The organism is Dechloromonas sp. A34 (genome assembly GCF_026261605.1).
Taxonomy (GTDB): Bacteria; Pseudomonadota; Gammaproteobacteria; order Burkholderiales; family Rhodocyclaceae; genus Azonexus.
In genome coordinates, this window is the sequence record NZ_CP102486.1 from 561,213 (window position 1) to 574,154 (window position 12,942).

Sequence of the window (12,942 nt, forward strand, 5' to 3'; positions counted from 1 at the left end):
GCAACGCTGGACAAGCAAAGGGCGACGGTCAGACCGTCGCCCTTTTTCGTTGTCAGCCGGCCTTTATTTCTTGGCCGGTTTGGTGGCCACCTTCAGCTTGCGGAAGACCGGTCCCCAGGTTGGGTGGCCGGCTTCGGCAGGACTTAGGTCGAAGGCCGGATCGGAGTCGAGCGCCTTGCGGAACTCGTCGCGGCACTGCCGTTCTCGCTTGCCGACGCAGTGCATGAAGGCCAGGTATTTATGGGCCTTGGCCCGGTTGGCCCGGCCCTCGAGGCCGAGCGCGAGGGCTGATTGCAACTGTCGGGCGGCGGTCTTGTAGGCGCCATTCTCATAGCTGTCGATGCCGCCGCTCAGTTCCTGTTGCGCCTTGTCGGGCTGGGCCGGCGCCGGGGCGGCGGCTTTCGGCGCTTCCCGGGATTCCTTGGCGGCCGGCGGCGCGTCGGGCTCCTTGTCCTTGGTCGTCGCGCAGGCGGACAACAGCATGGCAGCGATTAGGCTGACGAGATTACGGCGGCGGAGTGGTGACATCAGGTAAGCATTCATTCGAATTTGTGTTTGATTCGGAGGCTGGCATCAGTCGCCAGATCGACGTTGCGCAGGTAGGGGGGGAAGGCGCCGTTGCGGATTTCGACGCTATGTTTTCCTGCCGGCAGCAGGATTTCGTTGAGTGGCGGCGAGACGCCGGCCAACTTCCCGTCGACGTAAACTTCTCCCCAGGGCGCGATCGCCAGCCGAAGGCGCGCCTCGCCAGGTACCGGAGGCTGGATGGCCGCCACTGGGCCGCTTTCCGTTACCGTCGGGGGCGCCGCAAGCGCCGCACCTCCGGAGGGGCTTGCCGGGGGGCGGTGCTTGCCGCCACGGCGCTCGCCGCAGGTTTGGTCTCGACACTGGCCGGTGTCGATGGCGCGGTCGGTGGAGCTTCTGTCGGGCGCAGCAGCAGCCCACCCGCCAGCAGGGCCAGGCCGAGCAGCGGCAGGCCAAAACGTAGCGCAGGCGTAGACCAGGTCGGTGTCGTTTTCGTCGGCGGTGGTATGGTCCTGACCAGCGTCGTGGCATCGCCGGGGCCGCTCGCTGCAAGCGCGTTGTCGGCCAATTGTTTCTTCTGGGCCATTTTCGCGACGCGGCGATATTTGCGCAGGTCGGCTGCCATTTCGTTGGCATTCTGGTAGCGCTTGGCCGGTTCCTTGGCCATGGCGCGGGCGACGATGCGGTCGAAACCCTGCGGCAGCGTCGGGCAGTAGCTCGAGGGTAGGGGCGGCGCGCTGTTGAGGACCTGATAGAGGATGGCGTTCAGGTCGTCGCCGGAGAAAGCCGGGCGACCGACCAGCATTTCGTAGAGTACGGCGCCGAGCGAGAAGATGTCCGAACGGCCGTCGGCCTTCTGTCCGGTCACCTGTTCCGGCGACATGTATTTGGGCGAACCGAAGGCGGTACCGGCCACGGTGTTCGAACCACTGGGCATGCTGGCGACACCGAAGTCGGCGATCTTCACGGTGCCGTTGTCGAAGACCATGATATTGGCCGGCTTGATGTCGCGATGGACGACGCCGTTGGCGTGGGCGAAGGCCAGTCCGTCGGCGATCTGGGCCGCGATCTCGGCGCTGCGCTCGATCGGCAGGACGACGCCGGAATCGAGAATCTCGCGCAGACTGCGACCGTTCAGAAACTCCATGGCGATATAGGCCAGATCGTCGCTGCGGCCGACGTCGTGGATGGTCACGATATTCGGATGATTGAGTCGCCCGGCCGATTTGGCTTCGCAGTAGAAGCGCTCTTCGAAAGCCTCGGCCTCTTCGCGCGACAGACCGGCACAGCCCACCGTCTTGATGGCTACCGTGCGATCGAGCAGCGGATCGTGTGCCCGGTAAACGGTACCCATGGCGCCACGTCCGAGAATTCCGGTGATCTTGAAGCGGCCTAGTTGTTCAAGTGACATTAAGGGGCGGATGGAATCAATAAGAGAGCACGGCATAGTGCAAGAACAGTGCCTGATATTGGGTTCTCGGGGCGCGCCTGTCAAGAATGGAGGGTGTGATGTGCTATATTCTGCGCCGCCTGTTTTCCCTCTCCCTGCGGCAAATATTGAAATCTCAAGCCTATCGCCTCGACGTTGCCTGCCTGTCCGATTGCGGACGGGTTCGCACGCTCAATGAGGATGCCGTCGCCGTCGATGCCGACTACGGCATCGCCGTGGTAGCAGACGGTATTGGTGGGCATCGCGCCGGCGAAGTGGCCAGCCGGATGGCCATCGATATCGTAGTCGAGCGTCTGCGCAGCAAAGTGTCGCAGTTGCGCGCCGGCGCCCGGCAACCGACGCCGCTGCAGTTTGCCGAACAGATCATCGGCGAGGCGAACCGGGCGATCCACGCCGCGGCCCGCGAGCAGGCCGCACGCAACGGGATGGGTACGACGCTGGCCCTGGCGCTTCTTCACGAGCAGCGGGTGGCCTTGCTCCATGTCGGCGATTCGCGGATCTACCGCCTGCGCGACGGGCAGTTGCAGCTGCTGACGCGCGACGATTCACTGCTCCGTGACCAGATCGAGCTCGGCATGATTTCGGCCGAAGAGGCCGGCGAATCGCACAACCGTCATCTCGTGACGCGGGCGCTCGGCTCCGGCGAGCGCATTGCGGTGCATCTCAACGAAGAGGCCGTGTGCAGCGGCGATGTCTTCCTACTCTGTTCCGATGGCCTGAGCGATCTGGTCGAAGAGGCCGATATCGAACTCATCGTCGACTCACTGCAGACCAATCTGGCGGTAGCGGCCGGACATCTGGTCCAGCTCGCCAACGACAACGGCGGTTTCGACAACATCTCGGTTGCCCTCGTCCGTGTCCGCGATGGCGAGGCACCCGCCCCGAAGCAAGGCTGGCTTGCCCGCCTGTTCGGCCGGCTGGCTTCCTGAAGCGGAGATAGAACAGTGGCCAAGCTGGTATTGAGTCTGAACGGCAGCGTGCTGAATCAGTATTTCATCGACAAGCCCACCCTCAACATCGGGCGCGATGCCGGTAACGACATTGTCATCGGCGATCCGCTGCTCAGCCGTGTCCATGCCCGCATCGTCAGCGTCGGTGAGGATCACATCGTCGAGGATCTGCAGAGCAGCAACGGCACCCTGATCAACGGCAGCGCGCTCGGTCGGAAAATCCTCCATCATCGCGATGTCATAGGGTTGGGCAGTCATAGTCTGTGCTATCTGAACACGCGCATGGCCGGCGAAGTCGATCTTGAGCGCACCATGCTGATCCAGGCCCTGCCTCTCGCTGGCGGGGTGGCCGCCGTCGGGGCGGCCGATGCCGTGCCCGCCATCCGCGCCGCCCGGGCGTGGCTCCCGGTGGGCCGCGTCAAGGTGCTGGCCGGGACAGGGGCGCATGCGGTCGGCGACAGCGTTCGCCTGGAGCGCGTGGTGACGACTTTCGGCGTTCCCGGCGAGCAACTCGTGGTCATCGGCCGGCGTCCGCAGGGCTATTTCCTGACCCATGTCGAGGGTGCCAGGCTGCCCCGTATCAATCGCCGGGCGATCTCGACCGAACCGCATGCCCTGCACGACGGCGACCAGATCGAAGCCGCCGGTTATCACCTGGAATTCCGGCTCGAACCGCTGGCCGGGCGCGACTAGGGGGCCTTCCCGCCTAAGCTGGCCGACCGCGTAGACCGGCAAAGCCGGCGTCACCACGTCGCTTTAGACGCATCGGGTAGAATCCGGGCTCTCTTCGTCCCCCTCTTTGCCACCGGACAACATGACCACCCAGCACCAGCAGTCCCGCCGTTCCCCGGCCGAACAGGTTCGCCTCGAAGCGATGCTGCGCGATGTCTTCGAACATCGCCTGTGTTTCAACGAAGTACTTGGCTTGCGGGTGGTTTCGCTCGATCCGCAGGCGCCGCAACTGGCTTTCGACATGCGGCCGGAACTGATTGGCCATTACCTGCACGGTCGCTTGCATGGCGGCGTGATCGCGGCGGCGCTCGATACCGTCGGCGGCTTTGCCGTGACGGTGGCGATCGCCGAGAAGTTTTGCGGCGAGTCGACCGAGCAGGTCGGGCATCGTTTCGGCCGGATCGGCACCATCGACCTGCGCACCGACTTCCTGAGCCAGGGGATCGGCAGGCAATTCACCGCCACCGGGCGGGTCACCCGGCTTGGCGGTCGTATCGCCTCGGTGCAGATGACCCTGGAGAACGAAAGCGGACTGCTGATCGCGACTGGCGGCGGGGCCTACGTCGTCAGCTGAGGCTTTTCAACGCCCGGTCAGAGAATGGGCACCCCCTGGTGCTCGCCGCGCTCGAAGACGACGTTGGCGCGGCCGACGATCAGCGGGTCGAGATTGCCGATCCGTGTCGTGTCCTTGTTGCCGTAGGGCAGCTTGTGCAACACGTAGCGCATGGCGTTGAGCCGTGCCCGCTTCTTGCAGTTCGACTTGATCACCGTCCATGGCGCATCGGCGGTGTCGGTGTGGAAGAACATCGCCTCCTTGGCCTTGGTGTAATCGTTCCACTTGTCGAGCGAGGCCATGTCGATCGGTGACAGCTTCCACTGCTTCAGCGGATGCACCTTGCGTTCGCCAAAACGGCGGCGCTGCTCGTCGCGGCTGACCGAGAACCAGAACTTGATCAGGTGGGTGCCGTTGCGCGCCAGCATGCGCTCGAACTCCGGCGCCTGACGGACGAATTCGGAATACTCGAAGTCCGAGCAAAAGCCCATGACGCGCTCGACGCCGGCGCGGTTGTACCAGGAGCGGTCGAAGAGCACGATTTCGCCATTGGTCGGCAGGTGCTGCACGTAGCGCTGGAAATACCACTGGCCGCGCTCGATCTCGCTCGGCTTCTCCAGGGCGACGACGCGCGCCCCCCGCGGGTTCAGGTGTTCCATAAAACGCTTGATGGTGCCCCCCTTGCCGGCCGCGTCGCGGCCTTCGAAGAGGATCACCACCTTCTGCCCGGTTTCCTTGACCCAGGCCTGCAGCTTCAGCAGTTCGACCTGCAGCCGGTATTTCTGGCGCTCGTAATTGCGCCGTGTCATCAGGTTCTTGTAGGGGTAGCCGCCATTGCGCCAGTCCTTGGCCAGTTCGTCGTCGGGGTTGGCGGCCTGCTCGCCGGTCAGCATGCGTTGCTGTCTGAGCATGCCCTTGAGCAGGGCGAGCGACTCTTCGGGCGGCAGGCCCGAAATGACGTCGCGCATGGCGCCGAGCCGGGTTTCCCGGGCGGCATCGACGCGGCCCTGGACGGTGAAAGCTTCGATGCCAGGTGCCTTCAGGGTCGGGGCGATATCGCCGCTCGCCACCGGGCGGCGGCGCGGTTGCCGGGTGTTCGTTTTCTTGACGGTGGATGTATCCGCTGCGCTTGCCGCGGCTTTCTTGGTGCTGACCATGCCCTCTCTCCCTGCGCTGACGCGAATGGAGTCATTTCACGGCAAAGCCCGGGCAATGTCTAGCACCACGAAACCAACGGCTGGTGCTAGTCCAGCAACTCGACGGGGATCATCGCTCGCAGCACGGTCTGGGTTTCGTTGCGGCGAACCCGGTTGCTCAGCCACCACAGGGCGCCCTTCTTGATGCTCCATTCGGCCTCGTGACCGGAGAGGAGCAGCGAGGCGAGGCGGCCGAGCGAGGGCTGGTGGCCGACGATCAGCACCGAACCGGAGGCCTGCGGCCAGCCGGACGCCGCGATCAGTTCGGAAACGCAAGCCTCGGGGCCGATCTTGCGCTGGGTTTCGAAGGGCAGCTTGAGGGCCTCGGCCGTCTGCTGGGTGCGTACCGCGGGGCTGGCGATGATCCGCAGATCCTTCGGCTGATGGGCGCGGATCCAGGCAGCCATCGTCTGCGCCTGTTTCAGGCCGCGCTCGGTCAGCCGGCGCTTCAGGTCGTCGTCGCCGTCCTCGGCTTCGGCGTGGCGCCAGAGCAGCAAATCCATGGTCGTGTCTCTCTGAAAAAAGGCCGCATGATGGGCCGCAGAAATTACAACAACATTACAGCGCAGGCTTTTTTTCGGGGTCCAAAGTTGACAGCCATGGTCGGGTTTAATAGAGTCGATTCACCCAAGGGGGAGTAGCTCCCATCCGGATCGTCGTCACCACGAAGCCTCGGCTTCCGGCGACCGGGCAGCGCAACGGCGCTGCGAGCAAGACCTTTGCCGCAACGGCGAGGTCCCTTTTGACATTCCACGACTCTCGTCCATTGCAGAGCAGGCCGTTTGCTTTGTGGAATGCGTGAAAGGAACTTGGCATGGAAACCATAGGCAGTCCCGTGTTGTGGGCCGGCTTCACGGCCATCGTCGTACTCATGCTGGCGATCGACCTGTTCGTCGTTGGCGGCGGCCAGGAGCACCGTGTCAGCTTCCGCGAGGCCGCTATCTGGTCGGTGGTCTGGATCGCGCTGACCTTCGCTTTTGCCGGCGGCTTGTGGTGGCACCTCGATACCAGCCTCGGGCGGGCGATCGCCACCGACCGGGGGCTCGAATTCATCACCGGCTACCTGATCGAGAAAGCGCTGGCCGTCGATAACGTCTTCATCTGGCTGATTCTCTTCTCGTACTTCGCCGTGCCGGCCGAACTGCAGAAGCGGGTGCTGCTCTACGGCGTGCTCGGGGCAATCGTCATGCGCACCGTGATGATCTTTGCCGGCGCCTGGCTGATCAGCCAGTTCCACTGGATACTCTATCTCTTCGGCGCCTTCCTGCTGGTTACCGGGATCAAGATGTACTGGTTCGCCGACGAAAAACCGGATCTGGAAAACAACCGCCTGTTGCAGTGGTTGCGCGGCCGTCTGAACGTCACCACCGAGTTCGACGGCCAACGCTTCTTCACCCGGAAGAACGGCGTGCGCTACGCCACGCCGCTGTTCCTGGCGCTGGTGCTGGTCGAGGTTTCGGACCTGATTTTCGCGGTCGATTCGATACCGGCAATTTTTGCGATCACCACCGACCCCTTCATCGTCCTCACCTCGAACATCTTCGCGATCCTCGGACTGCGTGCCATGTACTTCCTGCTCGCTGGCGTCGCCGAGCGTTTCTCGCTGCTCAAGTACGGGCTGGCCATCGTGCTGATGTTCATCGGCGTCAAGATGCTGCTGATCGATGTCTACAAAATTCCGGTCGGTTTCTCACTGGCCGTCGTGGCGGTGATCATCGGCGCCTCGGTATGGGCTTCGCTGCGCAAGGAGCGGCGCGAGGGCGGTGGCGAATAAGGGTATTCCCGCGCCCTATTGCCAAGCGCCACAAATCGCCGAATACTGACCGTTGGGGCACGCCTCCACCACTTGTCGCGTTCCCCGCTCACGGCTGTATTTCAGAACAATGACCGGATGGAGACAAACCATGACCCTTTCAGCCAAGGTGCAAACGCACAAACTTTCCGCCAATTCCACACTGTGTGCCGCCGGCTACAACCTGATCGGCGCCGACTCGCCGGCGATCGAGGCGATGACCGACTTCACCCGGGTCAGTGTGGTGACCATCGCGGCCACCGCCACGCTGGACGCCGCCAATGCGCGGATGATTGCGCGCGGCGTCCGCCTGCTGCTGGTCAGCGCCCCGGATCACACGGTGGAAGGCCTGATCTCGGCGCGCGACGTGCTCGGCGAGCGGCCGATGCAGATCGCCCTGGCCCGCGGCGGCAAGCGCGAGGACCTGACCGTCCGCGACCTGATGGTGCCGGCTGCCCAGATCGACACGCTGTACTTCAACGAGGTGCTCAACGCCCGCGTCAGCGACATCCTGAAGGCGCTGAAGAAACAGGGGCGGCAGCACATCATGGTCGAGGACATCGATCCGGGTACCGGCCTGCCGCGCGTTCGCGGCATCTTCTCGGCAACCCAGATCGGCCGCCTGCTCGGCGTGCCGGTGCTCGGGTTCGACCTGCCGCAGACCTTTGCCGAAATCGAGGCGGCGCTGGCCCATTGATGCCCGGCGACCTGCTGCAATGAAGACGCCGGACGACCTGCGTCAACTGGCGACGCAATCCCTGCTCGCGCATTTCGCCGATCTCTGTGAAGGCGCGGTGATCGTCGACGCCCAGGCCAATGTCGTGTGGATGAACGACCGCTATCCGGAGCGTCTGCATATCGCCGATCCGGCGGCGGCGATCGGCCAGGCGATCGAGAACGTCATTCCGAACAGCCTGATGCGTCAGGTGGTCGACAGCGGCCGGCCGATCATGCTCGACATCATGGATTTCGGCGACGAATCCTTCGTCGTCACCCGCCTGCCGCTGCGCGACGAGCATGGAAAGGTGATCGGCGCCGTCGGCTTCATGCTCTACGACGACCCGCGCCACCTGGCGCCGGTCGTTTCTCGCTACCAGCGCCTGCGTTCCGATCTGGCCGAGGCCGAACGCAAACTGGCCGAAGCCCGGCAGACCAAGTACACCTTCTCCAGTTTCATCGGTGTCGCCGCGGCCAGCAACGAGGTCAAGCAGGCGGCCCGGCGCGCGGCGCGCACCGCCTCAGCGGTGCTGATCCTCGGCGAAACCGGCACCGGCAAGGAACTGCTGGCGCAGGCCATCCATGCCGCCAGCCCGCGGGCCAAGCGGGCCTTCGTCGCTGTCAATCTCGCTGCCGTGCCGGAAAACCTGCTCGAGGCGGAATTCTTCGGCGTCGCCCCCGGAGCCTTCACCGGCGCCGAGCGGCGCGGCCGCGACGGCAAGTTCAAGCTGGCCGATGGCGGTACGCTGTTCCTCGACGAAATCGGCGACATGCCGCTGGCCCTTCAAGCCAAGCTGTTGCGGACCCTGCAGGAAAAGGAGTTCGAAGCCGTCGGCTCCAATCGCTTGCAGACGGTGGATGTGCGGGTCATCGCGGCGACCAGCCGCAACCTGGAACAGATGGTTGCCGGCGGTAGCTTTCGCGCCGATCTCTATTACCGCCTGAACGTGATCACCCTGAATACCCCGCCCTTGCGCGCGCGACTGGACGATTTTCCGCTGCTCGCCGAGCATCTCGTCGACCAGATCTGCCGCCAGCAGGGGATCCCCGTGCATGGCGTTGCGCCGGCTGCCGTCGAGCGGCTGCGCCGGCATGACTGGCCGGGCAACGTACGTGAACTGTCGAACGTGCTGGAGCGCGCGCTGCTGATGTCGGACGGCGACGTGCTGGAAGCGGGCGATCTCGATCGTGTGATGCCGGTCGCCATGGTGCCGCCCGCCCTGGCCATCGTCGGCGGCGGCATGGCCGAAGCGGTCGCCCAGGCCGAGCGCGAGGCCATCCTCGTCGCGCTGCGCAACTGCCATGGCAACAAGGCACAGGCCGCCCGCACTCTCGGCATTTCCCGCGCCGCCCTCTACGAAAAGATTGCCGTGTTGGGTGTCCAGGCCAACGCCGCCTAGCACCACAAATTCAAAGGCTGGCACCAGTTGTCCGGCCGGCTGGACAGGGTGTCTGCCGGGGCAGACAGAAATTTCCGGAACGGGAGCAGGAATTCTGTCAGTTAACATATATATTCAATAACTTGAGCTGTGTGGCACGGGGCGTGCGATAGCGAAAGCGCCGCAATAAATCTTAATGGAGACAAAAGTGGACTTTCTCATCGTACTGGCCTCGCTGGCCTTCCTGATGTTCGTGGCCTATCGCGGCTACAGCGTCATCCTCTTCGCGCCGATTGCCGCCATGGGCGCCGTGCTCTTCATCGATCCGACGCTGGTCGCTCCGATGTTCACCGGCCTCTTCATGGACAAGATGGTCGGCTTCGTGAAGAATTTCTTCCCGGTCTTCCTGCTCGGTGCCGTGTTCGGCAAGGTCATCGAGCTGTCGGGCTTCTCGAAGGCGATCGTCGCCTCGGTGATCAAGATGATCGGCAGCGAGCGGGCGATGCTTTCGATCGTCCTCGTCTGCGCGATCCTCACCTATGGCGGGGTCTCGCTGTTTGTCGTGGTCTTCGCGGTCTATCCCTTCGCCGCCGAGATGTTCCGCCAGGGCGGCATTCCGAAGCGCCTGATTCCCGGCACCATCGCCCTCGGCGCCTTCACCTTCACGATGGATTCTCTGCCCGGCACGCCGCAGATCCAGAACATCATCCCGACCACTTTCTTCAAGACCGATATCTATGCGGCGCCGTGGCTCGGCCTGATCGGTGGCATCTTCATCCTGACCTGTGGCCTGATCTACCTCGAATGGTGCCGCCGGCGCGCGATGGCGGCTGGCGAAGGCTACGGCGACGGCCATATCAACGAGCCGGAAGCCTTCGAGCACGAGAAGCTGGCCCATCCGCTGATCGCCATTCTGCCGCTGATCATGGTCGGCGTCATGAACAAGGTGTTTACCACTGCCATTCCGCTGCTCTACGGCGAGCAGGTTTCCTTCATTCCGGCCATCATCGGCAAGGCGGCGCCGGTCGTCCAGCAGACCAAGGCGGTCGCCGCCATCTGGGCGGTCGAGGGGGCGCTGCTGGTCGGCATTGCCACCGTCTTCGTCTTCGCCTGGAAAACGGTGTTCGCCAAATTTGCCGAAGGCAGCAAAGGTGCCATCGGCGGGGCGCTGTTGGCGACCATGAACACCGCTTCCGAATACGGCTTCGGTGCCGTGATCGCTGCCTTGCCGGGATTCCTGGTTGTCGCCAACGCCCTGAGCTCGATTCCCAATCCGCTGATCAACGAAGCGATCACGGTTACCGCGCTGGCCGGCATTACCGGTTCCGCTTCCGGCGGCATGGGTATCGCGCTGGCGGCGATGGCCGAAACCTTCATCGCCAACGCCCAGGCGGCCGGCATTCCGCTCGAAGTCTTCCACCGCGTCGCCTCGATGGCTTCCGGCGGCATGGACACCCTGCCGCACAACGGTGCGGTGATCACGCTGCTCGCGGTGACCGGCCTGACGCACCGCCAGTCGTACAAGGACATCTTCGCCATCACCTGCATCAAGACGATGGCCGTGTTCGTGGTGATTGGCGTGTTCTACGCCACTGGTATCGTTTGATCATCCAATAATAACGAGGAGACTAAGCATGGCCCTTTCCCGTCACCCAATCGCCGCGTCGCTGCGCGCCTCCGATACCGGCAAGGTCGTTTCGGCGCGCGATGCCGTGCGCCTCATCAAGGATGGCGACACCGTCGCCACCGGCGGCTTCGTCGGCATCGGCTTTGCCGAAAACATTGCCATCGCGCTCGAACAGCGCTTTCTCGAAGGCGAGGAGGCGGATGTCCATGGCCTCGGCAGCCCGCGCAACCTGACCCTGGTCTATGCTGCCGGGCAGGGCGACGGCAAGGAGCGCGGCCTCAACCATTTCGGCCACGACGGCCTAGTGGCGCGGGTCATCGGCGGCCACTGGGGGCTCGTTCCCAAGCTGCAGCAACTGGCTGTCGCCAACCGGATCGAGGCCTACAACCTGCCGCAGGGGGTGATCACCCATATGTTCCGCGACATCGCGGCCGGCAAGCCGGGAACGATCACCCGGGTCGGCCTCGGCACCTTTGTCGATCCGCGCTTCGGCGGCGGCAAGCTCAACGAGATGACGACCAAGGAGGTCGTCCGTCTGATGGAGATCGACGGCGAGGAATACCTGTTCTACAAGGCCTTCCCGATCAATGTCGGAATCATCCGCGGGACGACGGCCGACCCCGACGGCAACATCACCATGGAGAAGGAGGCCCTGACCCTGGAAGCGCAGGCCATCGCGATGGCGGCACGCAATTCGGGCGGCATCGTCATCGTCCAGGTCGAACGCATCGCCGAGCGTGGCACGCTGAACCCCCGTCAGGTCAAAATTCCCGGCATCCTGGTCGATTGCGTCGTGGTCTCGGAGAAGCCCGAGTACCACATGCAGACCTTCAGCGAACAATACAGCCCGGCCTTCGCCGGCGAGATCAAGGTGCCGCTGTCTGCCATTGCCGCGATGCCGATGAGCGAACGCAAGATCATCGCCCGGCGGGCGGCGCTGGAATTGAAGGCCAACGCCGTGGTCAACCTCGGCATCGGCATGCCGGAAGGCGTCGCCACCGTCGCGGCCGAGGAACAGGTCATCGACCTGCTGACGCTGACCGCCGAACCTGGCGTCATCGGCGGTGTGCCGGCCGGCGGCCTGAGCTTCGGGGCGGCGACCAACGCCCAGGCGATCATCGACCAGCCCAGCCAGTTCGACTTCTACGACGGCGGCGGCCTCGACATCGCCTTCCTCGGGCTGGCCCAGGCCGACCGCATGGGCAACCTGAATGTTTCAAAGTTCGGCCCGCGTCTGGCCGGGGCCGGCGGCTTCATCAACATTTCGCAGAATGCCAAGAAGGTCGTCTTCGTCGGCACCTTTACCGCCGGTAATCTGGAGGTTGCGATCAACGAAGGCAAGCTGGTGATCCTCGAGGACGGCAAGGCGACCAAGTTCGTCGAGGAGGTCGAGCACCGCACCTTCAGCGGCTCGCAGGCCGCCAAGTGGGGCAAGAGCGTGCTCTACATCACCGAGCGCTGCGTCTTCAACCTGACCGCCGACGGCCTGGAGCTGATCGAGATTGCGCCGGGCGTCGACCTGCAGAAGGACATCCTCGAGCGCATGGATTTCAAGCCCATCATGCACGGCGAGCCGAAACTGATGGATGCCCGGATCTTCAGCGAGGAACCGATGAACATCCGCTCCGGCATGCTCGAGCGTCCGCTCGACGAACGGCTCTCCTACGATGCCGAACAGAACCTGTTCTTCGTCGATTTCGCCGGTCTCTCAGTGCGCAGCGACGGCGATCTGGCGCGTATTCTGGAGGCGGTCGAGAGCAAGCTGGCGCCGGTCGGCCACAAGGTCAACGCCATCGTCAATTACGACCGCTTCTCGATCCTGCCGGAACTGGTCGACGACTACATCGGCATCGTCAAGGGCATCATGGATCGCCACTATCACGACGTCACGCGTTACACCTCGAGCACTTTCGTACGTATGAAACTGGGCGAGGCGCTGGCCAAGCAGCAGATCGCGCCGCATATCTACGAGAGTGCCGACGAGGCCGAGGGGAACCTAAAGAAGGACTGATGACCAAAGA

13 protein-coding genes are annotated in these 12,942 nt (G+C 63.9%); 8 read left to right on the forward strand and 5 right to left on the reverse strand.

Annotation, left to right across the window (positions count from 1 at the left end; all coding sequences use genetic code 11):
• Positions 1–63 precede the first annotated feature (63 nt).
• The 3 genes from NQE15_RS02800 to NQE15_RS02810 are packed head-to-tail and all read right to left on the reverse strand — an operon-like array spanning position 64 to position 1,936.
• Positions 64–528 (reverse strand): TssQ family T6SS-associated lipoprotein, encoded by a 465-nt coding sequence (locus tag NQE15_RS02800; protein WP_265946311.1) that lies wholly within the window; start codon positions 526–528, stop codon positions 64–66.
• An 11-nt stretch (positions 529–539) separates the two neighbouring features.
• Positions 540–776 carry a PEGA domain-containing protein gene (locus NQE15_RS02805; protein ID WP_265946313.1) on the reverse strand — a complete coding sequence of 79 codons (237 nt, stop codon included), beginning with the start codon at positions 774–776 and terminating at the stop codon, positions 540–542.
• 14 nt (positions 777–790) lie between these two features.
• Positions 791–1,936 carry a serine/threonine-protein kinase gene (locus tag NQE15_RS02810; RefSeq protein WP_265946315.1) on the reverse strand — a complete coding sequence of 382 codons (1,146 nt, stop codon included), beginning with the start codon at positions 1,934–1,936 and terminating at the stop codon, positions 791–793.
• Between the two features lie 98 nt (positions 1,937–2,034).
• Between NQE15_RS02810 and NQE15_RS02815 the strand changes: the two genes are divergently transcribed.
• The 3 genes from NQE15_RS02815 (at position 2,035) to NQE15_RS02825 (ending at position 4,231) form a co-directional block, all read left to right on the forward strand.
• Positions 2,035–2,904, forward strand: a complete 870-nt coding sequence (locus tag NQE15_RS02815; RefSeq protein ID WP_265946317.1) for a PP2C family protein-serine/threonine phosphatase — start codon at positions 2,035–2,037, stop codon at positions 2,902–2,904.
• A gap of 15 nt (positions 2,905–2,919) precedes the next feature.
• A complete protein-coding gene (locus NQE15_RS02820; RefSeq protein WP_265946319.1) occupies positions 2,920–3,618 on the forward strand; it encodes an FHA domain-containing protein in 699 nt (232 codons plus the stop codon).
• 121 nt (positions 3,619–3,739) lie between these two features.
• The gene (locus NQE15_RS02825) at positions 3,740–4,231 is read left to right on the forward strand and encodes a thioesterase family protein (RefSeq protein WP_265946321.1); all 492 of its coding nucleotides are present in this window, start codon (positions 3,740–3,742) and stop codon (positions 4,229–4,231) included.
• A 17-nt stretch (positions 4,232–4,248) separates the two neighbouring features.
• Here the strand turns inward: NQE15_RS02825 and ppk2 are convergent, their stop codons facing one another.
• Complete coding sequence (ppk2, locus tag NQE15_RS02830; protein ID WP_265946323.1) at positions 4,249–5,367, reverse strand: polyphosphate kinase 2; 1,119 nt, start codon at positions 5,365–5,367, stop codon at positions 4,249–4,251.
• Between the two features lie 86 nt (positions 5,368–5,453).
• Positions 5,454–5,909, reverse strand: a complete 456-nt coding sequence (locus NQE15_RS02835) for a SixA phosphatase family protein (RefSeq protein WP_265946325.1) — start codon at positions 5,907–5,909, stop codon at positions 5,454–5,456.
• A 311-nt stretch (positions 5,910–6,220) separates the two neighbouring features.
• On the opposite strand from NQE15_RS02835, the gene NQE15_RS02840 reads away from it, so the two are divergent.
• The 5 genes from NQE15_RS02840 (at position 6,221) to NQE15_RS02860 (ending at position 12,932) form a co-directional block, all read left to right on the forward strand.
• On the forward strand, positions 6,221–7,180 hold the full coding sequence (locus NQE15_RS02840; RefSeq protein WP_265946327.1) for a TerC family protein: 960 nt from the start codon (positions 6,221–6,223) through the stop codon (positions 7,178–7,180).
• Positions 7,181–7,310: 130 nt separating this feature from the next.
• Positions 7,311–7,895: a CBS domain-containing protein gene (locus NQE15_RS02845; protein WP_265946329.1), complete on the forward strand. Its 585-nt coding sequence runs from the start codon at positions 7,311–7,313 to the stop codon at positions 7,893–7,895.
• A gap of 19 nt (positions 7,896–7,914) precedes the next feature.
• A complete protein-coding gene (locus tag NQE15_RS02850; protein ID WP_265946331.1) occupies positions 7,915–9,315 on the forward strand; it encodes a sigma-54 interaction domain-containing protein in 1,401 nt (466 codons plus the stop codon).
• A gap of 187 nt (positions 9,316–9,502) precedes the next feature.
• Positions 9,503–10,900: a GntP family permease gene (locus NQE15_RS02855; RefSeq protein ID WP_265946333.1), complete on the forward strand. Its 1,398-nt coding sequence runs from the start codon at positions 9,503–9,505 to the stop codon at positions 10,898–10,900.
• 28 nt (positions 10,901–10,928) lie between these two features.
• Positions 10,929–12,932, forward strand: a complete 2,004-nt coding sequence (locus tag NQE15_RS02860) for an acyl CoA:acetate/3-ketoacid CoA transferase (RefSeq protein ID WP_265946335.1) — start codon at positions 10,929–10,931, stop codon at positions 12,930–12,932.
• The last annotated feature ends 10 nt before the right edge of the window (positions 12,933–12,942 follow it).

What these genes read in the sequence shown, in the direction of transcription:
- NQE15_RS02815 (WP_265946317.1), top strand. Translation starts at nt 2,035, where the DNA reads ATGTGCTATATTCTGCGCCGCCTGTTTTCCCTCTCCCTGCGGCAAATA.
- NQE15_RS02825 (WP_265946321.1), top strand. Translation starts at nt 3,740, where the DNA reads ATGACCACCCAGCACCAGCAGTCCCGCCGTTCCCCGGCCGAACAGGTT.
- ppk2 (WP_265946323.1), bottom strand. Translation starts at nt 5,367, where the DNA reads ATGGTCAGCACCAAGAAAGCCGCGGCAAGCGCAGCGGATACATCCACC.
- NQE15_RS02810 (WP_265946315.1), bottom strand. Translation starts at nt 1,936, where the DNA reads ATGTCACTTGAACAACTAGGCCGCTTCAAGATCACCGGAATTCTCGGA.
- NQE15_RS02850 (WP_265946331.1), top strand. Translation starts at nt 7,915, where the DNA reads ATGAAGACGCCGGACGACCTGCGTCAACTGGCGACGCAATCCCTGCTC.
- NQE15_RS02835 (WP_265946325.1), bottom strand. Translation starts at nt 5,909, where the DNA reads ATGGATTTGCTGCTCTGGCGCCACGCCGAAGCCGAGGACGGCGACGAC.
- NQE15_RS02840 (WP_265946327.1), top strand. Translation starts at nt 6,221, where the DNA reads ATGGAAACCATAGGCAGTCCCGTGTTGTGGGCCGGCTTCACGGCCATC.
- NQE15_RS02800 (WP_265946311.1), bottom strand. Translation starts at nt 528, where the DNA reads ATGTCACCACTCCGCCGCCGTAATCTCGTCAGCCTAATCGCTGCCATG.
- NQE15_RS02845 (WP_265946329.1), top strand. Translation starts at nt 7,311, where the DNA reads ATGACCCTTTCAGCCAAGGTGCAAACGCACAAACTTTCCGCCAATTCC.
- NQE15_RS02860 (WP_265946335.1), top strand. Translation starts at nt 10,929, where the DNA reads ATGGCCCTTTCCCGTCACCCAATCGCCGCGTCGCTGCGCGCCTCCGAT.